Origin of the sequence: Sphingopyxis sp. (assembly GCF_035250425.1) — a bacterium.
Taxonomy (GTDB): Bacteria; Pseudomonadota; Alphaproteobacteria; order Sphingomonadales; family Sphingomonadaceae; genus Sphingopyxis.
Genome location: NZ_DATFFD010000030.1, coordinates 14,337 through 35,759 on the forward strand (window position 1 = coordinate 14,337; position 21,423 = coordinate 35,759).

Below are 21,423 nucleotides of genomic sequence, written 5' to 3' on the forward strand. Positions count from 1 at the left end.
TGGCGCGGCGACGATGCTTTTGTAGGGACCATATTCATGGCAGAGCGGTGCCCCGGGGATATGAGCGATGCGGGGCCATCGGCATCGCGAGGCAGCGAGGGACGGGATTTGACGGACGGGGGAGACGAAGCTGCAGCACGCGCCGAACGGCTGCGTCTCGATACGCTTCGCGAATATCGCATCATGGACACCCCGCCCGAACAGGCATTCGACCGCGTGACGAAAATGGTCGCCGAACTTTACGACGTGCCGATCGCGCTGGTTTCGCTGGTCGACGATTGCCGTCAGTGGTTCAAATCGGCCCATGGCCTCGATACCCCCGAAACGCCGCGAGAGATGGGCTTTTGCCAATATGTCATCGCCGAGGAGCGGCCGGTGATGGTGACCGACGTGCCGGGCGATCCGCGCTTTCAGGACAATCCGCTGGCGACCGGCGACCTGCATATCCGTTTCTATGCCGGGGCGCCGCTGCGCGCCTATAACGGCGCGATCCTCGGCAGCCTTTGCCTGATCGACCGCGACGAGCGTCAAGCGCTTACCGATGTCGAGCTCGAACGGCTTGAGGATTTCGCCGGGATCATCATGGCCGAAGCCGACCTTCGCCGGCTCGCCGTCGAGCGCGACGAAGCGCGCCGGACGCTCGAACGCGCGCTCGATTTTTCGGGGATCGCGACCTGGCAATATGATCCGCGGACCGACCAGCTGAGTACGCAGGGTGCAGGCGCCGAACTATGGGGCTCCGAATATCAGGCGATGCTGGCGACCGGCAATGGATTTTTCGATCTCGTCCATCCCGACGACCGCGCCGGCCTGCGCGAGATACTGAAGGAAGCGATCGCGAACGGCACGCCCTATGCGGCCGAATATCGCGTGCTGAATCCCGAGCGCGGGGTGCGCTGGAACGCCGTGCGCGGCGACTGGGACGTGCGGGCGGACGATGGCATGCTGAGCGGGGTCAGCATCGACATCACCGAACAGAAGAGCCGGCAGGAAAATGCCAATCTGCTGATGCGCGAGTTGCACCACCGGATGCGCAACCTGTTCGCGACGGTCAGCGCGATCATCTCGCTCACCCGCCACGCCGCGCAGGGCGTCGACGATTATGTCGAACGGATCAGCAGCCGGCTCGACGCGCTCAACCGCGCGCAGAATGTGCTGCTCGGCGCCAATTTCATGACCGGGTCGATGCACGCGCTGATGCGCGAGGTCGAGGCGGCCTTTCCGCGCATCCGCTGGTCGGGCACCGACCTGCTGCTCCCCGAAAATGCGCTGGTCGCGATGGCGCTGGTGTTCAACGAACTCGCGACCAACGCGGTCAAGCACGGGGCGCTGATGAACGACGCGGGACGCGTCGAGGTCAACTGGTCGCAGGATCCGGAAGACGGCGAGTCGCGGATGTTTCGCCTGACCTGGACCGAAACCGGGACGCAGGGGCTGGTCGGGCCGCCCGACCGCACCAGTTTCGGCACGCTGCTGATGGAACGCAGCGTCCGCAACAATCTGGGTGGCACGATCGCGCGCCACTGGGAGCCGACCGGGCTGGTGGTCGACATCGCGCTGCCCGCAAAATGGCGCGAGGCTTAGACGTAGAACGCAATTTGTTCTCTCTATGTTCCTGTGCTAGCCATGGGACATGTCCGCCAAACCGATTCTGGAAATATCGCGCCGTTGCTCGCCGGTGCCGAGGCGCGGGTGGAACGCATGCGCGAAGCGGCAGTTTCCTTGGCGAGCCCTTTGACCGATAAATGGCGGACGCCCGTGCCCGATGAATTGCCCCGCGATGATGTGAAAACCTTGGACGAACTGCCGCGTGCGGTCGATCGCTGCAGGCGCTGTCCGCTCTATTGCAACGCGACCCAAGGCGTGGCGGGTGAGGGGCCGAAGGATGCGCGCATCATGCTGGTGGGCGAGCAGCCGGGCGATCAGGAGGATTTGCAGGGGCGGCCCTTTGTCGGCCCGGCGGGACAGCTGCTGGACAGGGTGCTGAAGGAAGCGGGGCTCGACCGCCGGCGTCTGTTTCTCACCAACGCGGTCAAGCATTTCAAGTTCGAACCACGCGGCAAGCGGCGGCTCCACCAGACCCCGACGACGGGCGAAATCGACATTTGCCGCTGGTGGCTCGACAAGGAGCGCGCCTTCGTTCAGCCCCGCCTGATCGTGACCCTCGGCGCGAGCGCGCTACGCGGCGTGACGGGCAAGAGCGCGAGCATCAAATCGATGCGCGGCGCGGTGCACGAACTGGAGGGTGGGGCGAAACTGGTCGCGACGATCCACCCGTCTTTCCTGCTCCGCATGCCCGACCGCGAACGCGCCGCCGGAGAGCATAAGGCGTTCGTTACCGACCTGATCCGTGCGCGGAAGCTCGCCGCCTGATGGCAAAACCCAAATCCTGGATCGAACCGCATTCGAGCGGCATCTATGTAAAGCCCGCCGACCTGTGGATCGATCCGTCGCGCCCGGTCGAGCGCGCGGCGGTAACCCACGGCCACGCCGATCATGCGCGCAGCGGCCATGGGTCGGTGTTCGCGACGCCCGCGACGATCGCGATCATGGCGCTGCGCTATGGTGTCGATGCCGAGGCGAGCCATAATCAGGCGTATGAATATGGCGGCGGGTTCGAGCGTGGCGGAGTGCGCTTCAGCTTCCATCCCGCCGGGCATGTGCTCGGCAGCGCGCAGATATTGATGGAATATGCGGGCGAACGGATCGTCGTCACCGGCGACTACAAGCGCCGCGCCGATCCGACCTGCGCGCCCTTCGAGGTGGTGCCGTGCGATATATTCGTCACCGAGGCGACCTTCGGCTTGCCGGTGTTCCGCCACCCGCCGACCGCCGACGAAATCGCCAAGCTGATCGGCGCGGTGCGCGCCGAGCCCGACCGCTCGGTGCTCGTCGGCGCCTATGCGCTGGGCAAGGCGCAGCGTGTGATCGCCGAACTGCGCGGCGCGGGGTGGGATGCGCCGATCTATATCCACGGCGCGCTCGAGAAGATGTGCGAGCTCTATGCCGTGCACGGCGTCGATCTCGGCGAGCTCAGGCTCGTCAGCGAAACCGGCAAGGCCGAGATGGCGGGGCAGATCGTGATTGCGCCGCCTTCGGCGCTGGGTGATCGCTGGTCGCGGCGGCTGCCCGATCCGGTGACCGCGATGGCGTCAGGCTGGATGCGCGTGCGCCAGCGCGCGCGGCAGCGGATGGTCGAACTGCCGCTGGTGATCTCCGACCACGCCGATTGGGACGAGCTGACGACGACGATTTCGGAAGTGAACCCGAAGGAAAGCTGGATCACGCACGGCAGCGAGGATGGGCTGCTGCGCTGGTGCGAACTCACCCAGCGCAAGGCGCGCGCGCTGCATCTTGTCGGCCGCGATCTGGAGGAGGAAGCGTGAAGCGCTTCGCGGCCCTGATCGACCGGCTGGTCTATACGCGTTCGCGCAACACGAAGCTGGCGCTGATCGTCGATTACCTGCGCCATACCCCCGATCCCGACCGCGGCTGGGCGATCGCGGCGCTGACCGAGAGCCTCGATTTTCCCGCGGTGAAGGCGGGGACGGTGCGCGCATTGCTTGGCTCGCGGGTCGATGAGGAATTGTTCCGCCTGTCGCGGCATTTCGTCGGTGACACGGCGGAGACAGCGGCGCTGCTGTGGCCGGAGCCCTTATCTCCCTCCCCTTTAGGGGAGGGTCGGGGTGGGGCATGTCGGGCCGGAATAACCTCGACAAGCCCCACCCCAACCCAGTGTCAGGTAAACCGTCCCCCGGACGGTTTAGGTCATGCCGGGGGCATGACCGACCAGACACTCCTAAAGGGGAGGGGCTTAAGCATCGCCGAAGCCGTCGACGCCCTCTCCGCCGCTTCCCGCAGCGACGCGCCCGCGGTCGTTGCGTCGTTGCTCGACCGCCTCGACGCCGACGGCCGCTATGCTTTGCTCAAGCTAGCGCTCGGCGGCATGCGCGTCGGCGTATCGGCGCGGCTCGCGAAACAGGCGTTCGCTTTGGCCTTCGACGTGCCCGTCGACGATGTCGAGGAGCTGTGGCACGCGATCCCGCCGCCCTATGCGCCGCTGTTCGAATGGGGCGAGGGCAGGGCGGAGCGCCCCGACCTCGCCGACGTCGCCTTCTTCCGCCCCTTCATGCTCGCGCATCCACTCGAGGAGGAGAGTGTCGACCTTGCCGATTATGCCGCCGAGTGGAAATGGGACGGCATCCGCGTCCAGATCGTCCACGGGGGTAGCGAGACGCGCATCTACAGCCGCGGCGGCGAGGAGATCAGTGGCGCGTTTCCCGAACTGGTCGCGGCGTTCGATCAGGATGCGGTGATCGACGGCGAACTGCTCGTGCGCGGCGAGGTGCAGGGGGGTGCGGCGGCCAGCTTCAACGCGCTGCAACAGCGGCTCGGGCGCAAGACCGTGTCGAAGAAGATGCTCGCCGATTATCCGGCATTCGTGCGCGTGTACGATCTGCTCGCGGTCGACGGCAACGACCTGCGCCTGCTGCCGTGGACCGAACGGCGGCGGCAGCTCGAAGCCTTCGTGCCGCGCCTCGCCGACAGCCATTTCGACCTGTCGCAAGTCATCGACGCGAGCGACTTCGACGACCTCGCCGAACGCCGCGCGGGCGCGCGCGACGCCGCGATCGAGGGGGTGATGCTCAAGCGCCGCGATGCGCCTTATGTCGCGGGGCGGCGCGCGGGGCTGTGGTATAAATGGAAGCGCGACCCGCTCACCGCCGATTGCGTGATGATGTACGCCCAAAGGGGCAACGGACGGCGCGCGAGCTTCTATTCGGACTATACCTTCGGCTGCTGGTCCGACGCGGGCGAGCTGCTACCCGTGGGCAAAGCCTATTCGGGCTTCACCGACGAGGAATTGAAGTGGCTCGACAAGTTCGTGCGCGACCACACGCTGAACCGTTTCGGCCCGGTGCGCGAGGTCGAAAAATCGCTCGTGCTCGAGGTCGCGTTCGATTCGATCCACGCGTCGAAGCGCCACAAGTCGGGGCTGGCGATGCGCTTCCCGCGCATCTCGCGCATCCGCCGCGACAAGCCCGCCGAAGAAGCCGACCGGATCGCGACGCTGCAAGCGATGGTGACCTGAAAAATAACCGCAAAATTTGCGGTCACAGGGTTGCAACCCATCGGCCCGATACCGAGTTTAAGGCCGCAAACCCCTCGATAATAAATGGAGACTGCCATGACGATCGCCCATCCTCCCCTCCCATATGCTCAGGACGCGCTGGAGCCGCATATCTCGGCCGACACGCTGGCGACGCACCATGGCAAGCATCACAAGGCCTATGTCGACAAGACCAACGCCGCGATCGAAGGCACCGATCTCGCGTCGAAGCCGCTCGAGGAAATCGTCCACCACGCCGAAGGATCGGGCAACAAGGGTCTGTTCAACAATGCCGCGCAGGCGTGGAACCACGCTTTCTATTGGGAAAGCCTGAGCCCGGCCAAGACCGCGCCCAAGGACGACCTGCTCGCCGCGATCGAGCGCGATTTCGGTTCGCTCGACGACCTGAAAAAGAAGCTCAAGGAAACCGCGGTCAACCATTTCGCGTCGGGCTGGGCATGGCTCGTCTCGCGCGACGGCACGCTGTCGGTCACCGACACGCACGACGCCGGCACCGAACTCGTTGCAGGCATCAAGCCCTTGCTCGTCATCGACGTGTGGGAACATGCCTATTACATCGACCGCAAGAATCTGCGCCCGGCCTATGTCGACGCGGTGGTCGACGAACTGCTCGACTGGGATTTCGCGGCGGAGAATTTCGCGCGCGACGGAACCTGGACCTACCCGGCGTAATATCCTTTCCTTCCCCCTTGATGGGGGAAGGATATGCAGCCTTGTCGCGAAGCGGCTAGGCGAAGTTGGATGGGGGTGAGGGCGCGCTCGAGGGTCGTGGATTCGGGACCGAAACCGCACCCCCTCCGCTGCAACTAGCCAGCAAGCTGGCAAGTTTCGCTGCCTCCCCCATCGAGGGGGAGGGAATTGGTGCCTATCGTCCTGACCGCCCTTCTCCTATAGCGCCGCCATGACGATCAGCCTGTTCGAACTTTTTAAAATCGGTGTCGGCCCCTCCAGCTCGCATACCGTCGGCCCGATGGTCGCGGCGCGGCGCTTTACCGTTTGGCTGGACGAGCAGGCGCTACTCGACAAGACCGCGCATGTCGAAGCCGACCTCTACGGCTCGCTCGCGCTGACGGGCAAGGGCCACGCCGCCGACACCGCGATCGTCGCGGGGCTCGCCGGCGAAATTCCCGCGAGCACCAGCCTCGCCGCGATCAAGGCGCATTGGGACCGCGCGACAAGCGAGGGATTCCTCTACCTGCTCGGGCGCCAGCGCGTGCGGTTCCAGCCCGCGCGCGATCTGCATTTCCAGATGCGTCAGCGCCAGCCCTTTCACAGCAATGCCGTAAGCTTCACCGCGCGCGACAGCGATGGCGAAATCCTCGCCAAGCGCATGTATTTCTCGATCGGCGGCGGCTTCGTCGTCGACGAGGATGAGGCGGGGCGCAACAGCCGCGGGGCGGAGGACGAGGTCGAACTGCCCTTCGCCTTCACCTCGGGCGCCGACCTGCTCGAAATGGGCGCGGCGTCGGGCAAGAGTTTCGCCGATATGATGCTCGAGAATGAGCTGGTTCACCGCCCGCTCGAAGAGGTCGAGGCGGGGCTCGACGCGATCGCGGACGCGATGGATGCGTCGATCGAGGCGGGCTGTTGCAGCACCGGGATTTTGCCGGGCGGGCTCAAGGTCAAGCGCCGCGCGCCGCAAATCGCCGACGACATCCGCAATCGCCACGAGGCGAATCTGACCGATCCGCTCGCGATGATGGACTGGATCAACCTGTGGGCGATGGCGGTGAACGAAGAGAACGCCGCGGGCGGCAAGGTCGTCACCGCGCCGACCAACGGCGCGGCGGGGATCATCCCCGCGGTGATCCGTTTCTACCGGCGCGGCTATCGCGGCGATGATGCCGGCGTGCGCACCTTCCTGCTCGCCGCGGGCGCGGTCGGCGCGCTCTACAAACGCAACGCCAGCATCTCGGGCGCAGAGGTCGGCTGCCAGGGCGAGGTCGGCGTCGCCTGCTCGATGGCGGCGGCGGGGCTGACCGCCGCACTCGGCGGCACCAACGCGCAGGTCGAAAACGCCGCCGAGATCGGCATGGAGCACAACCTCGGCCTCACCTGCGATCCGATCGGCGGCCTCGTCCAGATTCCGTGCATCGAACGCAACGCGATGGGCGCGATCAAGGCGATCGACGCGAGCCGTATCGCGATGATCGGCGACGGCACGCACGTCGTCAGCCTCGACACGGTGATCGCGACGATGCTGCAAACGGGCCGCGACATGCGCGACAAATATAAGGAAACGTCGAAGGGCGGGCTTGCGGTCAGCGTGGTGGAGTGTTGAGCGCGACTCTCGCTTTATCGTCACCCTGAACTTGCTTCAGGATCCCTGGCCTGCCGTGTTCTTCTGCGCTGCGCTTTTTTGTTTCGCACGAAGCAACGAAGCCACGAAGATGTCGCGCGGACCGCGAAGCGGCTTTCCTTCCCGGCCGTGCGACCAGCCGTGCCGTCAACGGGGAGATGGGTCTGTCGGCCTCAGTCTTCTTTGTGGCTTCGTGGCTTTGTGCGAAACAACTGGCGCCGTCCTGGTGGGATAGCGCCGGGCCATGGATGCTGAAACGAGTTCAGCATGACGAACTTTCGAGCTATCCGCCACGCATCTTGCATTGCCGCCTTGTTTGCCTGATTGGGCGTGCGAGAAGGAGACCCGCCCATGAAGACCCGCGCCGCCGTTGCTTTCGAAGCGAAGAAGCCGCTCGAAATCGTCGAACTCGACCTCGAAGGCCCGAAGGCGGGCGAGGTGCTGGTCGAAATCATGGCCACGGGTATCTGCCACACCGACGCCTACACGCTGGGCGGCTTCGACAGCGAGGGCATCTTCCCGAGCGTGCTCGGCCACGAAGGCGCGGGTATCGTGCGCGAGGTTGGCGCGGGCGTCACCAGCGTCGTCCCCGGCGATCATGTCATCCCGCTCTACACCCCCGAATGCCGCCAGTGCAAAAGCTGCCTTTCGGGCAAGACCAACCTCTGCACCGCGATCCGCGCCACCCAGGGCAAGGGGCTGATGCCCGACGGCACGACGCGGTTCAGCTACAAGGGCCAGCCGATCTTCCATTATATGGGCTGCTCGACCTTCTCGAACTTCACCGTTCTGCCCGAAATCGCGGTCGCGAAGATCCGTGAGGACGCGCCGTTCCAGCCCGCCTGCTACATCGGCTGCGGCGTGACCACCGGCGTCGGCGCGGTGATCAACACCGCGAAGGTCCAGGTCGGCGACAATGTCGTCATCTTCGGCCTCGGCGGTATCGGCCTCAACGTGATCCAGGGCGCGCGCCTCGCGGGGGCGAACAAGATCATCGGCGTCGACATCAACCCCGCACGCGAGGAATGGGGCCGCAAGTTCGGCATGACCGACTTCCTCAATTCGAAGGGCATGAGCCGCGAAGAGGTGGTCGCGGCGATCGTGCAGCTGACCGACGGCGGCGCCGATTATACCTTCGACGCCACGGGCAATACCGAGGTGATGCGCACCGCGCTCGAAGCGTGCCATCGCGGCTGGGGCACCTCGATCATCATCGGCGTCGCCGAAGCCGGCAAGGAAATCGCGACGCGTCCGTTCCAGCTCGTCACCGGACGCAACTGGCGCGGTACGGCGTTCGGCGGCGCCAAGGGCCGCACCGACGTGCCGAAGATCGTCGACATGTACATGACCGGCAAGATCGAGATCGATCCGATGATCACCCACGTCATGGGGCTCGAGGAGATCAACAAGGGCTTCGACCTGATGCATGCGGGTGAGAGCATCCGCAGCGTCGTCGTCTACTGAGGGAAAACAAGGCATGTTCAGCCATGTGGCGCTGGGGTCGAATGACATCGCAGCGAGCAAGCGCTTCTACGATGCGATCCTGGGCGTCTTCGGCGCGGCCGAGGGCGTGATCGACGAGCGCGGGCGCCTGGTCTACATGCATACGGGCGGGCGGCTGATCGTCACGCACCCCGTCAACGGCGCGGAGGCGGCGTGTGGCAACGGGCATACGTTGGGTTTCCTTGCGCCCTCGACCGACGCGGTCGACGCCTGGCACGCGGCCGGGGTGGCGAATGGCGGGACGACCGCAGAGGATCCGCCGGGCATTCGGCATGCGACCGAGGGGCGGACGGTCTATCTCGCCTATCTGCGCGATCCCGCCGGCAACAAGCTGTGCGCGACGCACCGGATCGCTTGATGGAAACTGGGCAACCCGCCTTTGTCCTGACGTTCAGCTGTGTCGATGCGGTCGGCATCGTCGCGGCGGTGACGGGGCTGCTCGCCGAACGCGACGGCTTCATTCTCGACAGCCAGCAATATGCCGACCTCGATTCGGGGCGCTTTTTCATGCGCGTCGCGTTCCGCGGGGCAGGGCCGCGCTTTCCCGGCGAGCTGGCCGCGGTGCAGGACGCTTTCGAGCCGATTATCGATCGTTTCGCGATGGATGCGCGGATCAGCGACAGCCGCATCAAGCCGCGCTTCGTCATCGCGGTGTCACAGGGCAGCCATTGCCTCAACGACCTGCTCCACCGCTGGTCGACCGGCAACCTCGCGATCGACATCGCCGCGGTGGTGTCGAACCACGAGCATCAGCGGCGGCTGACCGAATGGCATGGGGTGCCATTCCATCATCTGCCCGTGACCGATTCCAACCGCGCAGAACAGGAGGCCACGATCCTGCAGATCATGGCCGACGCGGGAGCGGAGCATCTGGTCCTTGCGCGCTATATGCAGGTGCTGTCGCAGGATCTGTCGGCGAAGCTTTCGGGGCGCTGCATCAACATCCACCACAGCTTCCTGCCCGGCTTCAAGGGCGCCAAACCCTATCACCGCGCGCACGAGCGCGGGGTCAAGCTGATCGGCGCGACCGCGCATTTCGTGACCAGCGACCTCGACGAGGGGCCGATCATCGAACAGGCGGTCGAGCGCGTCGATCACCGCGATTCGGTGGAGGAACTGATCCGCATTGGCCGCGATACCGAGGCGCAGGTGCTGGCCCGCGCGGTGCGCTGGGTCGCCGAGCAGCGTGTTTTGATCGATGGCCGCAAGACGGTGGTCTTCCGCTAGGCCGGTCACCCGGAAGGTTTCATCGATTTCGGTGAGCCGAAAACGGAATCGCGGCTGGCTCTGATCGGAGGGACGGCGTAGGTATCGATTCGCAACCAAAATCAGGAGGAGCAAGGCGATGTACAGTCACAATATGGTCGGGGCGAACGACCTCGAAGCCGCCCGGAAATTCTATGACGCGACCTTCCAGGCGATCGGCGGCAAGCCCGCGATCCAGGACGACAAGGGGCGGCTGATCTATATGCACAATGGCGGGATGTTCCTCGTGACCGCGCCGATCGACGGCGAACCGGCCACCGCGGGCAACGGCTGCACGATCGGTTTTGCGATGGACGGTCCCGCGCAGGCCGATGCCTGGCACAAGGCGGGCGTCGAAAACGGCGGCACCGCGATCGAGGATCCGCCGGGCGTGCGCGAGGGCAGGTTCGGCGCGATGTATCTCGCCTATCTGCGCGATCCGTCGGGCAACAAGCTCTGCGCGCTGCACCGCGTCGTCTGAGCCGATACCATGATGCGGGGCGAAGCGGGATTGCTGGCCGATTTGGGCGTGCTGGCGATCCCCTTCGCCGCGCATGAGCATGAGGCGGTGTTCACCGTTGCCGAGAGCGACGCGGTGCACGCCGCGATGCCGGGGGCGCACACCAAGAATCTGTTCCTGAAGGACAAGGGCGGGTCATTCTGGCTCGTCACCGTGCCGTCCGACGCGCGCGTCAAGCTGAAGGCGCTGCCAGCGGCGATCGGGTGCAAGCATGTGAGCTTCGGCAAGGCCGAGGATATGGAGCGATTGCTCGGCATCACCCCGGGGTCGGTGACGCCGCTCGCGGCGATCAACGCGGTGCCCGGAAGCATTACTATCGTGCTCGACGAGGTGCTGGCGGTCGCCGACCCCGTCAACGTCCACCCGCTGCGCAACACCGCGACGCTTGGGCTGCCTGGCGCAACGATCCTCGATCTCTTGCGTCATTGGGGGCATCAGCCGCTTGTCGCCGCCATCCCCGTGCAGGAAGAATCATGACCCTCGAAACCCTCTCCACCGTTCGCAGCCATGGCGGGACGCAGGGCGTGTACCGGCATGCGAGCACGACCACCGGCACCGACATGACCTTCGCGGTGTTCGTCCCCGACCATGAACCCGGCGCGAAGCTGCCGGTGCTCTGGTATCTTTCGGGGCTGACCTGCACTCACGCCAATGTGATGGAAAAGGGCGAATATCGCGCCGCCTGCGCCGAACAGGGCGTGATCTTCATCGCCCCCGATACCAGCCCGCGCGGTGACGGCGTTCCCGACGACCCCGACGCGGCATGGGATTTCGGGCTCGGCGCCGGCTTCTATGTCGACGCGACCGAGGAGCCGTGGGCGAAGAACTACCGCATGCGCTCGTACATCGAGGATGAGCTGCCGTCGTTCGTGCTCCGCAATTTCGCTCCGGCCGACCTGACGCGGCAGGCGATCACCGGCCATTCGATGGGCGGGCACGGCGCGCTGACCATTGGCCTCCGCAATCAGGACCGCTTTCGTTCGGTATCGGCCTTCTCGCCGATCGCCGCGCCGTTGCAATGCCCGTGGGGCGAAAAGGCGCTGACGGGCTATCTCGGCAACAACCGCGAGGACTGGCACGCCTATGATGCGTGCGCGTTGCTCGATCAGGGGCTGCGCGTGCCCGACCTGCTCGTCGATCAGGGCGAAGCCGATAATTTCCTGGCCGAGCAGCTCAAGACCGAATTGCTGGTCGCGGCGTGCGAACGCGCGGGGCAGAAGGCCGAGATTCGCATGCAGCCGGGGTACGACCACAGCTATTATTTCATCTCGACCTTTTTGGCCGAGCATGTCGCGTGGCATGCGGCGCGGTTGAAGGCGTAATTTCTTCCCTCCCTTCAGGGAGGGGTCGGGGGAGGGCATGTGACGTTGCTGAACCCTCCCCGCTGCGACTAGCGAGCAAGCTCGCAAGTCTCGCAACCCCTCCCGTTTACGGGAGGGGAATCAGGCGTGCTCCGGAATCAGCAGCGTCGAACCCGTCGTCCGCCCCGCCTGCAAATCGGCGTGCGCCCGTGCCGCATCCTGCAAGCCATACCGCTGGCCGACGGTGATCTTCACCGCGCCCGATGCGATCATCTCGAACACGCGCGCGGCGCCCGCGGCGCGCTCGCCGGGAAGGTGGTAATAATCGAACAGCGTCGGCCGCGTGACGAATTGCGATCCGTGCTGCGCCAGCACGCCGAGATTGACCCCGGTCACCGGCCCGCCGGCATTGCCATAGCTGACGATCAGCCCGCGCCGCGCGGTGGCCTTCAACGAGACATCCCACGTCGCCATGCCGATCCCGTCGAAAGTCACGGGAACGCCCTGGCCGTCGGTGATTTCGCGGACATGCGCGGCGACGTCGTCGCTCTTGTACATCAGCACATGGTCGGCGCCGGCTTCGCGCGCGGTGTGTGCCTTGGCCTCGGTGCTGACGGTGCCGATCACGGTCGCGCCGATCGCCTTCAGCCACTGGACGAGGATCAGCCCGACCCCGCCCGCCGCTGCGTGGACGAGCACGGGCGACCCCGCCTGAACCTTCGCGCAGCGTTCGACGAGCATCTCGACCGTGCAGGCCTTCAGCAGCGCGGCGGCGGCGGTTTCGTCGTCGATGTCGGCGGGAAGCTTGAACAGCGACGCCGCGCCGACGATCCGCGCGCTGGCATAGGCGGTGCGTTCGGGGCCGAAGGTTCCGACACGGTCGCCGGGCTGGAGGCCGTGAACGTCGGCGCCGACCGCGACGACTTCACCGGCGGATTCGACGCCGAGCCCGCTCGGCAGCGGCACCGGATAAGTGCCGTCGCGATGATAGGTGTCAAGATAGTTGAGCCCGACCGCGGTCTGGCGGAGCAGGACCTGGCCGGGGCCGGGGTCGCCGAGCGTCACCTCGCGCCAGTCGATGACCTCGGGTCCGCCCTGGCTTTCGATAAAGGCTTCGATCGCTTGCATGCGCCGCTCTCCTGCTGTCCGGTCCATCTGGTGGGCCGGGCGGAGGAGCGCAAGGGCGGTGCGATAAAAGCCCCTCCCCGTCGGGGGAGGGGTTTCTGCCTTACTTCGACGGGCGGCGCGGGCTGCGCTGGCCGAAGGGCTTGGGCTTGTAGCGTTCGGTGTTGCCGCCCGGGCCACGCGGGCCGCGCGGACCCGAACGATCGCCGAATCCACGATCGCCGCCCGGCGCGCGGCCGAGCGTGCTGCGCGGAGCAGCGTCGCGCGGGCCGCTGTGCCCCCCCTTATCGCGGCGCGGCGGATAGGTCGGGCCATCGGGTGCGGGGGTGATCGACACGCCGCTGTCGTCCTCGCCATCGGCGTTGGCGCTGCGCGCCACCGCCTCGGCAAAGCGATCGGCGATCGCGCGCGGGATGTTGAACATCGTTTCCTTGGGACCGATGCGGATCGCGCCGATCTCGTTCTTGCTCACATGGCCGCGGCGGCAGAGCAGGGGCAGGATCCAGCGCGGGTCGGCATTCTGGTGGCGGCCGATGTTGAGGCGGAACCAGACGCTGTCCTCGAATCCGTCGCGGCGGTCGCCGCCGCCACGCTCGGGGCGTTCGAAACGTTCGCCGCGTTCGGGGCGGCCGGCGGCGTCGCGGCCGCGCGCGCTGTTGTCGATGAGGTCTTCGGGCGGCGGCATCAGCGCACGGTGCGCCTGGACGAGCGACGCGGCGATATCCTCGGGGGTGCGTTCGGCCATCAGCCGCTGTGCGAGTTCGATATCCTCGGGCTCATGCTCGACCGGCGTGAGCAATTTCTCCATCAAGCGCTCCTGATCGCGCTTGCGCACGTCGGCGGCGGTCGGCGCGTCCATCCATTCGGCTTCGATGCGCGCCCCGCGCAGCATGCCGTCGACGCGGCGGCGGCGCGGATAGGGGACGATGATAACCGCGGTGCCCTTTTTGCCCGCGCGGCCGGTGCGGCCCGAACGGTGCTGGAGCGCTTCGGCGTCGCGGGGGATTTCGACGTGGATGACGAGGCTGAGCGTCGGCAGGTCGATCCCGCGCGCGGCGACGTCGGTCGCGACGCAGACCTTGGCGCGGCGGTCACGAAGGGCTTGCAGCGCGGCGTTGCGCTCGTTCTGGCTATGCTCGCCCGACAGCGCGACCGCGGCGAACCCGCGTTCTACCAGGCTGGCGTGGAGGCGGCGCACATTGTCGCGCGTGGCGCAGAACAGCATCGCGGTTTCGGCGTCGTGCAGGCGAAGCAGGTTGACCACCGCGCCTTCGATGTCGGCGGGGGCGACGGTCACCGCCTGATAGGCGATGTCGCCATGGCCGCGGTCTTCGCCCACGGTCGAGATGCGCAAGGCATTCTGCTGGTAGCGCTTGGCGAGCTGGACGATCGGCTTCGGGAGCGTCGCCGAGAACAAAAGCGTGCGGCGCGCCGCAGGGGTGCCGTCGAGGATTTCCTCAAGGTCGTCGCGAAAGCCCATGTCGAGCATTTCATCGGCCTCGTCGAGCACCGCGACGCGGAGCGCCGACAGGTCGAGCGCGCCGCGTTCGAGATGGTCGCGCAGGCGCCCCGGGGTGCCGACGACGATCTGCACGCCCTGGCCGAGCGCGCGGCGTTCCTTGCTGGCGTCCATGCCGCCGACGCAGGTCGCGATGCGCGCGCCGGCCTTGGCATAGAGCCAGCCGAGCTCGCGGCTGACCTGCAGCGCCAGTTCGCGCGTCGGCGCGACGATCAGCGCGAGCGGCGAGGTCGCGAAGGGCAGGCGGCCGTCCTCGATCAGCTCGTCGGCCATCGCGAGGCCGAAAGCGACGGTCTTGCCCGAGCCGGTCTGCGCGGAGACGAGCAGGTCGCGGCCCTTCGCTTCGCCTTCGGTGACTTGCGTCTGGACCGGGGTGAGCGCTTCATAGCCGCGCGCGGTAAGAGCGTCCGAAAGGACGGGGGAAAGATTCTCGAAAGTCATTTTTATCTCAACAGGTTTGGCGGTCACCGGTGCGATGACAGGCCGACAGAAAAGGGGCTCAACGGGGCTATATCACCTGACCGGCGGCAACGCCGCTGGCCCATGCCCATTGAAAATTATAGCCGCCTAACCACCCTGTGACATCTACGGCTTCGCCGACCGCATAGAGGTTCGGGACAGTTTTGGCCATCATTGTTTGCGAGGATAGGTTTGCAGTCGAGATTCCGCCGACCGTGACCTCGGCTTTGGCAAAGCCTTCGGTGCCGTTCGGGCGGAAAATCCAGCCCGCGAGTCGCGCCTCGGCATCGGCGAGCTTGCGGTCGGTCTGGGCGCCGAGTTCGCCGGGGAGCGCGAGGCGTTCGGCGAGGGTTTCGGCGAGGCGGTCGGGAAGCAGCGCGCCGAGCGTCGCGCGCAATGTGGCGCGTGGACGGGTGCGTTTGGCGTCAAGCAACCAGCCTTGCGGGGTATCGGGCAACAGGTCGATCGTCACGGGTTCGCCGTGGCGCCAATAGCTGCTGACCTGCAGGATCGCTGGACCCGAAAGACCGCGATGCGTGAACAGCGCGGCCTCGCGGAACGCCGCCTTGCCCGCGCGGGCTTCGACCGGCGCGGCGATTCCCGACAGTTCGCGGAACAGCACATCGTCGCCCCCCAGCGTCAGCGGAACGAGCGCGGGGCGGGGTTCGACGACCTTGAGGCCAAACTGGCGCGCGAGATCATAAGCGAAGCCCGTTGCACCCATCTTGGGGATCGACGGGCCGCCGGTGGCGATCACGAGCGCGGGAGCGGTGAAGCTCTGGTCGCCGAAGCGGACGCTGAACTTGCCATCGGCGTGGGCGACATCGCTCACCGGCTGGCCGGTGCGGACGTCGACGCCGGCCTTCGCCGCTTCTTCGAGCAGCATCGCGACGATCTGCTTCGCCGATCCGTCGCAAAAGAGCTGGCCGAGCGTCTTTTCATGATAGGCGATGCCGTGGCGCTCGACGAGCGCGATGAAATCGGCGGGGGTGTAACGCGCGAGCGCCGACTTGGCGAAATGCGGGTTCGCCGAGATGAAGCGGTCGGGCGCGCTATTCACATTGGTGAAGTTGCAGCGTCCGCCGCCCGAGATCAGGATCTTCTTGCCCACCGCATCGGCATGGTCGAGCAACAGCACGCGGCGGCCGCGCGCGCCCGCGACCGCGGCGCACATCAGTCCGGCCGCGCCGGCACCCAGCACGATGGCATCATAATTGGCGGCGGTCACCTGCTCCTTCCCCCTCGATGGGGGAAGGATATGAAGCCTTGCGCCGCAGGCGCTAGGCGAAGTTGGATGGGGGTGAGGATGCGGTCATGCGCCGTCGCTTCGGGCCGCGAGCGCACCCCCTCCGCTGCGACTAGGCGATTGCATCGCCAAGTCTCGCTGCCTCCCCCATCAAGGGGGAGGGCTGGGTTGTGCGAAAATTTCATGAAGACTCAGTGTAGCTTTGCGATCGACAGGCTGTCGGCCTTGGCGCGCGCCTTCACCGATTCCTCGCTGCGCGTCAGCGCCTTCGCGATCGACTTCAGCGGCATGCCCTTCTTGGCCAGCGTATGGAGCTTGTCGATCTCGGCCGGGGTCCACGGCTGTTTGTGGCGTTCGAACTTGTCCTTCATGCCTGCGTCTCCGGATCGGTTTCGACGGCGAGGATGGCGATGGCGTCCTCGCGGTCCTGATATTCGACGCTCTCGCCAGCTTCGGCGCCCATCAGCGCGCGCGCGAGCGGGGCGGAAAAGGCGATCGACCCGCGCGCCGGATCGGCTTCGTCGCCGCCGACGATGGTGATCGTCTTTTCGGCCTCGTTCAGCCGGTACGTCACGCGGCTGCCGATGCCGACGCTGCCGTTCGCGGGCGGAACCTGCACATCGGCGGTCGATTGCCGCGTGTGGAAATAGCGCAGGCGGCGCTGCAATTTCTTGCGCGCCTCCTCGTCGGTCGTTTCCGCAATCTCGCCGTCGAGCCGCGCCACCTCTTCGCCGAGCAGCCGGAGCCCGCGCGGAGTCACCAGATTCGGGCCGACCGCGATGGGCAGCTCATATTCGGGTTCCTTATGCTCGTCGTCGCTCTCGCGGCGAAAGGCTACGCTCATGGTCGGGCTTTCGGTTTCGGGGGAGAAACCGTCCTCTGGACGCCGAAGGTGGCGACAAGATGGCAAGCGCCGCTGGACAGCGCCGATCGCTGTGTGTTATGCAAGCAATACACAGAGGAGATGGACGATGCGGAACTGGATGATGGCGATTTTGCCGCTGGTGCTCGTAACCGGCTGCAACGGCGCGGCGCCGGGCAACGAAAAGCGGGCCGAGCAGGGCGGGCCGCCGGCCAGCGCCGGTCCGATCACGACTCAATCCTATGACCTGACCGGCTTTACCGCGGTCGAAGTCGCTGGCCCCGATGATGTCACCATCCGTCAGGGCGACGCCTTTTCGATCACCGCGCGCGGCCGCAAGGAAGCGCTCGACCGGCTCGAGATCAAGCTCGACGGACCGGATTTGTCGATCGGACGCAAGCGCGAGGGTTTCAGCTTTTCGAGCAGCGACGAGGATGATGTCGATATCGCGATCACGCTGCCTCGGCTGAACAAGCTGCGCCTGACCGGATCGGGAACGATCGACGCCGACAATGTCGACGGCGATGCGGTCGAGGCGGTGGTCACCGGTTCGGGCGACCTCAAGGTCGCCAAGCTGACCGGCAAGCGCGCCGAAATCACCGTGTCGGGATCGGGCGATATCGAGATCGGCGGCGGCACGATCGGGTCGGGCGAACTGAGCATCACCGGATCGGGCGACATCGACGCCGACGGGCTCGTCGCGACGACGCTCGAGGTGTCGGTCACCGGATCGGGCAATGTTGACGCGCAGGCGACCGGCAAGGCCGATATCCGCATCCTGGGATCGGGCGATGTAACGCTTGGCGGCGGCGCAAGCTGTTCGACGCGCCAGATGGGTTCGGGCACCGCGACCTGCAAATGATGCCATGCTGGTGCCGCCTGCCCGAAGCGGGTAAGGCGGCACCATGACGCTTGCCACCAGATGCGCCGCGATCGCGGCCGCCGCCCTGCTTGCCGCCGGCCCCGCGTGGGGCGCTGAAAAGCGCTATGGCCTCACCAGCTTCGAGACGATCGACGTCAGCGCCGACGTCATGGTCGAGGTCGTGACGCGGGCGCCGGTCAGCGCCGTCGCCACCGGACCGCAGGATGCGCTCGACCGCCTGAGCGTCGAAGCGCGCGACGGCAAGCTGGTGATCAGCGAGCGCCAGTTTGCGGGCGACGAAAAGCGCCGCGGGCCGCGCGGACCCGTTACGGTTCGCGTCAACGCCGCCAATTTGCGCGCGGCGACGCTTTCGGGCGCGGGGTCGCTGCAGATCGACAGGCTGAAAGGGCAGCGCGCGATGGTCGGTCTGCGCGGACCCGGACGGCTGATTGTCGGCCAAATCAGCGCCGACCGGCTTCAGGTCGCGATGATCGGAAACGGCACGCTGACCCTCGGCGGCGCGGCAAAGAACGCGCAGATGACATTGTCGGGCGCGGGCGCGGTCGACGCGGGCGCGCTGTCGGTCGACGAGCTGATCAGCGACAGCGAGGGCGCGGGCGACCATATCCTGCGCGCGGTCAAGAGCGCCGCGATCACCTCGCGCGGGATCGGCAAGACCGTCGTGCTGGGCAGGCCGGTCTGTACGGTGCGCAATATCGGCAGCGGGTCGGTGACGTGCGGGCCGGGGAAGTAGTGGGTCGGTAACGACGGTTGCTGCCATTTCTTCTCCCCTCCCGCAGGCGGGAGGGGTCGGGGGTGGGCAGCGACGGTGCGATCAGCCCACCCCGCTGCGGCTAGCCAGCAAGCTGACAAGCCTCGCTGCCCCTCCCGCCTGCGGGAGGGGAAAACAGTTTGCCGTCGCAACGGCAGCCCCCCATCCCAAAGCCGACGCCAATGCCGAATAGCTTCAATGCCCCGTCGTCCCCAGCGCGTCGATCTTCTTCGACTGGCGGACGATCAGCCCCGGGAACCAGCGCGCGAGGCGCGACAGCCGCTTCGCCATCTTGCCGACCGTGGTGTGGACGCTCGTTCCGTGCACCGCGTCCCACGCGGCCTCGGCGACGCGTTCGACGGGGACGATTTCGAAACCGCTGTCGGACAGGCGGGTGCGTGCGGGTTCGTTGCTGTCGGCGCTGACCTGGTCGAGCAGCGGCGTATCGATGAAGCCCGGCATCAGCGAGCGCACCTTGATGCCATGTTTGGCGAATTCGATTTCGAGCGCCTCGGTGAGGCCGCGCACCGCGAATTTGGTCGCCGAATAGATGGCGAGGCCCGCGACGCCATAGAATCCCGACGCCGACCCGGTGTTGAGGATCGTCGATCCCGGGGTCGTGCGCAGCAGCGGCAGCGCCATATAGATGCCGTTGACGACGCCGCCCAAATTGATCGCGATCAGCCGGTCGGCCTCGGCGGGCGGCATATCGGCGAACTGGCCGCCGGTGCCGATGCCGGCGTTGTTGAACAGGACGTCGAGGCGGCCGCCGCTGGCTTTCGCAAATTCGTCCAGCGCCGCCTGCCACTGGTCGCGGTCGCGGACGTCCATCATGTGGCGCGACGACGCGCCTGCGGGAAGCAGCGCGGCGGTTTCGTCGATCCCGGCGCCGTTGACGTCGGCGATACCGACGAACCAGCCCTGCCCGGCGAAATGGCGGGCGACCGCGCGGCCGATGCCCGATCCGCCGCCGGTGATGAAAATCGCCTTCCGTGCCACAGGCCTCTCCTTACATCGATGTCAGCGCGACAAGATGCGAAGTTGACGTTTCCGTCAAGCGGCAATCGCGGCTTGGCAAGGCGAAGCGCGGCTCGCTAAGAAGGCGGCGATGACAATCTGCGGCCTTCGCTTTTTCCTCCTGTCGTTGCTGATGCTGTGCGCGGGCCTCGCGGTCCCGGCGCGCGCCGAAGTGGTCGTGAGTTTCTATAGCCATGATTTCGGCGACCGCTTCCCGCACGCCTTCATCGTGATGAAGGGTACGCTCGACGCAACGGGCGAGGTGGTCGACAGCAACTATGGTTTCACCGCGGTTTCGGTCAGCCCGGCGATCCTGTTCGGGTCGGTGAAGGGCAAGGTGGAATCGTCCGAACCCGACTATATCGCCAAGAGCGATCGCCAGTTCGACGTGACGGTCGACGATGCGACCTATGCGCGGGTCTTGGCGAAGGTTGCCGAATGGCAGGGCCGCGAACAGCCGAGTTACAGCCTGAACAAGTTCAACTGCGTCCATTTTGTCATGGAGCTTGCCGAGACCGTCGGATTGAAGGTCGATCGCAAGAGCAAATTGTTCAAGAAACCAAAGAGTTTCCTGATCGAAGTGCGCGGGTTGAACCCCGAATTGGCCGATCCCGCCGCGACGCCAGCCCCTTAGGGTCAGGATCCGCTAACAGCAGATATGTCAGCGCGATTCGATCGCGGCGGTGGTGCGCGCCTGGATTTCGGCGCTCGACAATTTGGTGACGAGGCCGTGGGTCGCACCCACCGTGCCGTGATAGATCTGGGCGATCGGCACATTATAGAGCTTGCCGCCGCGGACCACGACCGCGGTATCGCCCTCGACGCTCTGCACCGTGCCGACGCTGTTGCCGCCGGTGTCGTAGAGCTCGGCGCCCGCGCGCACCTGTTCGCGCGTCGCGAGGGTCAGGTTGGCGGTATCGACGGTCTTGCCTACCGTGCGGTCGACGCGGTCGACGGTGCCGCCGACGGGGTTGGTGACGCCATCGACCGCATTACCGATCGCGCCGCCGTTCAGCCCGACCTTGCCGACGAGATTGACGTTGGCGCTGCCGTCGGGGGCGGTTTGCGCGAGCGCGGGGAGCGCGAGGAGGGCAGGGGCGGCCGTCAGAAGGGCAAATGCTTTGCGCATGTCTGTCTCCGTCGTGGGATTTGGGTTCGGCATCGGCGCCCGCCCCGCGGGGGGGGGGGGTAGAGAGGCGGGGCCGATGCCTGACCGGACAAACTTGTGCAATGTCCGATTGTTGCATCGCGCCGGGCGCGTTGCGACGGACCGCCGCGCGCGAGCGACGAGTGGCTAATGCGCTTGCGGACGCGATGGTTTTTGGGGCGGCGCGGCGATCAATTTGTTGAGCGTCGCGAGGCGCCGGCGCGCCGCGGTCCAGTCGCGTTCGGGGTGCGCCTGGATCTGATCGAGGAGGGCGCGAACCTCCTTGCGGCGGTCGCCTTCGGTTACGGCCTGCATGGGCTTTCTCCTTTCGCCCGCCAGTATAGCAGCGGCGCGGCGCAAGGGGCGGCGGCTCGCCGCGCGGGCGGGGCGGTCCGTCGGCCGATCGGCGCCGATG

At 66.4% G+C, this 21,423-nt stretch carries 23 protein-coding genes; 15 read left to right on the plus strand and 8 right to left on the minus strand.

Going from position 1 to position 21,423, the window contains the following annotated elements:
* Positions 1 to 108: 108 nt before the first annotated feature.
* The 12 genes from VJ811_RS02215 to fghA all read left to right on the plus strand — a co-directional run bounded on the left by VJ811_RS02215 (position 109) and on the right by fghA (position 12,020).
* Positions 109 to 1,584 carry a sensor histidine kinase gene (locus VJ811_RS02215; protein ID WP_324070640.1) on the plus strand — a complete coding sequence of 492 codons (1,476 nt, stop codon included), beginning with the start codon at positions 109 to 111 and terminating at the stop codon, positions 1,582 to 1,584.
* Between the two features lie 42 nt (positions 1,585 to 1,626).
* On the plus strand, positions 1,627 to 2,373 hold the full coding sequence (locus tag VJ811_RS02220) for a UdgX family uracil-DNA binding protein (RefSeq protein WP_324070641.1): 747 nt from the start codon (positions 1,627 to 1,629) through the stop codon (positions 2,371 to 2,373).
* Positions 2,373 to 3,386: a ligase-associated DNA damage response exonuclease gene (locus VJ811_RS02225; RefSeq protein WP_324070642.1), complete on the plus strand. Its 1,014-nt coding sequence runs from the start codon at positions 2,373 to 2,375 to the stop codon at positions 3,384 to 3,386. Before VJ811_RS02220 ends, VJ811_RS02225 begins: the two co-directional genes overlap by 1 nt.
* Positions 3,383 to 5,092 (plus strand): cisplatin damage response ATP-dependent DNA ligase, encoded by a 1,710-nt coding sequence (locus tag VJ811_RS02230; RefSeq protein WP_324070643.1) that lies wholly within the window; start codon positions 3,383 to 3,385, stop codon positions 5,090 to 5,092. Before VJ811_RS02225 ends, VJ811_RS02230 begins: the two co-directional genes overlap by 4 nt.
* A gap of 96 nt (positions 5,093 to 5,188) precedes the next feature.
* Positions 5,189 to 5,803, plus strand: a complete 615-nt coding sequence (locus VJ811_RS02235) for a superoxide dismutase (RefSeq protein ID WP_324070644.1) — start codon at positions 5,189 to 5,191, stop codon at positions 5,801 to 5,803.
* Between the two features lie 229 nt (positions 5,804 to 6,032).
* A complete protein-coding gene (locus VJ811_RS02240; RefSeq protein ID WP_324070645.1) occupies positions 6,033 to 7,412 on the plus strand; it encodes an L-serine ammonia-lyase in 1,380 nt (459 codons plus the stop codon).
* 369 nt (positions 7,413 to 7,781) lie between these two features.
* Positions 7,782 to 8,894, plus strand: a complete 1,113-nt coding sequence (locus VJ811_RS02245) for an S-(hydroxymethyl)glutathione dehydrogenase/class III alcohol dehydrogenase (RefSeq protein WP_324070646.1) — start codon at positions 7,782 to 7,784, stop codon at positions 8,892 to 8,894.
* A 13-nt stretch (positions 8,895 to 8,907) separates the two neighbouring features.
* Entirely contained in the window at positions 8,908 to 9,291 is a 384-nt protein-coding gene (locus VJ811_RS02250; RefSeq protein WP_324070647.1) for a VOC family protein, read from the plus strand.
* Positions 9,291 to 10,160, plus strand: a complete 870-nt coding sequence (gene purU / locus VJ811_RS02255) for a formyltetrahydrofolate deformylase (protein ID WP_324070648.1) — start codon at positions 9,291 to 9,293, stop codon at positions 10,158 to 10,160. Before VJ811_RS02250 ends, purU begins: the two co-directional genes overlap by 1 nt.
* 118 nt (positions 10,161 to 10,278) lie before the next feature.
* A complete protein-coding gene (locus tag VJ811_RS02260) occupies positions 10,279 to 10,659 on the plus strand; it encodes a VOC family protein (protein ID WP_324070649.1) in 381 nt (126 codons plus the stop codon).
* Between the two features lie 12 nt (positions 10,660 to 10,671).
* Positions 10,672 to 11,175: a prolyl-tRNA synthetase associated domain-containing protein gene (locus tag VJ811_RS02265; RefSeq protein WP_324070662.1), complete on the plus strand. Its 504-nt coding sequence runs from the start codon at positions 10,672 to 10,674 to the stop codon at positions 11,173 to 11,175.
* Positions 11,172 to 12,020 (plus strand): S-formylglutathione hydrolase, encoded by an 849-nt coding sequence (fghA, locus tag VJ811_RS02270; RefSeq protein ID WP_324070650.1) that lies wholly within the window; start codon positions 11,172 to 11,174, stop codon positions 12,018 to 12,020. The genes VJ811_RS02265 and fghA overlap by 4 nt, the downstream gene beginning before the upstream one ends.
* Positions 12,021 to 12,140: 120 nt before the next feature.
* Here the strand turns inward: fghA and VJ811_RS02275 are convergent, their stop codons facing one another.
* The 5 genes from VJ811_RS02275 to VJ811_RS02295 all read right to left on the minus strand — a co-directional run bounded on the left by VJ811_RS02275 (position 12,141) and on the right by VJ811_RS02295 (position 17,192).
* Complete coding sequence (locus tag VJ811_RS02275) at positions 12,141 to 13,127, minus strand: quinone oxidoreductase (protein WP_324070651.1); 987 nt, start codon at positions 13,125 to 13,127, stop codon at positions 12,141 to 12,143.
* A 100-nt stretch (positions 13,128 to 13,227) separates the two neighbouring features.
* Entirely contained in the window at positions 13,228 to 15,084 is a 1,857-nt protein-coding gene (locus VJ811_RS02280; protein WP_324070652.1) for a DEAD/DEAH box helicase, read from the minus strand.
* Positions 15,085 to 15,151: 67 nt separating this feature from the next.
* Complete coding sequence (locus VJ811_RS02285; RefSeq protein WP_324070653.1) at positions 15,152 to 16,330, minus strand: NAD(P)/FAD-dependent oxidoreductase; 1,179 nt, start codon at positions 16,328 to 16,330, stop codon at positions 15,152 to 15,154.
* 209 nt (positions 16,331 to 16,539) lie between these two features.
* Positions 16,540 to 16,719, minus strand: a complete 180-nt coding sequence (locus VJ811_RS02290; RefSeq protein WP_137752117.1) for a hypothetical protein — start codon at positions 16,717 to 16,719, stop codon at positions 16,540 to 16,542.
* A complete protein-coding gene (locus tag VJ811_RS02295; protein ID WP_324070654.1) occupies positions 16,716 to 17,192 on the minus strand; it encodes a GreA/GreB family elongation factor in 477 nt (158 codons plus the stop codon). Before VJ811_RS02295 ends, VJ811_RS02290 begins: the two co-directional genes overlap by 4 nt.
* Positions 17,193 to 17,319: 127 nt before the next feature.
* On the opposite strand from VJ811_RS02295, the gene VJ811_RS02300 reads away from it, so the two are divergent.
* Together VJ811_RS02300 and VJ811_RS02305 are read left to right on the plus strand one after the other, a co-directional pair.
* The gene (locus VJ811_RS02300) at positions 17,320 to 18,072 is read left to right on the plus strand and encodes a head GIN domain-containing protein (RefSeq protein WP_324070655.1); all 753 of its coding nucleotides are present in this window, start codon (positions 17,320 to 17,322) and stop codon (positions 18,070 to 18,072) included.
* Positions 18,073 to 18,115: 43 nt separating this feature from the next.
* Complete coding sequence (locus VJ811_RS02305) at positions 18,116 to 18,826, plus strand: head GIN domain-containing protein (protein ID WP_324070656.1); 711 nt, start codon at positions 18,116 to 18,118, stop codon at positions 18,824 to 18,826.
* 213 nt (positions 18,827 to 19,039) lie between these two features.
* On the opposite strand, the gene VJ811_RS02310 is transcribed toward VJ811_RS02305, so the two are convergent.
* The gene (locus tag VJ811_RS02310) at positions 19,040 to 19,843 is read right to left on the minus strand and encodes an SDR family oxidoreductase (protein ID WP_324070657.1); all 804 of its coding nucleotides are present in this window, start codon (positions 19,841 to 19,843) and stop codon (positions 19,040 to 19,042) included.
* 109 nt (positions 19,844 to 19,952) lie between these two features.
* Here VJ811_RS02310 and VJ811_RS02315 point away from each other — a divergent pair, with 109 nt between their 5' ends.
* A complete protein-coding gene (locus tag VJ811_RS02315) occupies positions 19,953 to 20,495 on the plus strand; it encodes a hypothetical protein (RefSeq protein ID WP_324070658.1) in 543 nt (180 codons plus the stop codon).
* A gap of 27 nt (positions 20,496 to 20,522) precedes the next feature.
* On the opposite strand, the gene VJ811_RS02320 is transcribed toward VJ811_RS02315, so the two are convergent.
* Complete coding sequence (locus VJ811_RS02320) at positions 20,523 to 20,990, minus strand: hypothetical protein (RefSeq protein ID WP_324070659.1); 468 nt, start codon at positions 20,988 to 20,990, stop codon at positions 20,523 to 20,525.
* A 165-nt stretch (positions 20,991 to 21,155) separates the two neighbouring features.
* Positions 21,156 to 21,323: a hypothetical protein gene (locus VJ811_RS02325; RefSeq protein ID WP_324070660.1), complete on the minus strand. Its 168-nt coding sequence runs from the start codon at positions 21,321 to 21,323 to the stop codon at positions 21,156 to 21,158.
* Between the last annotated feature and the right edge of the window lie 100 nt (positions 21,324 to 21,423).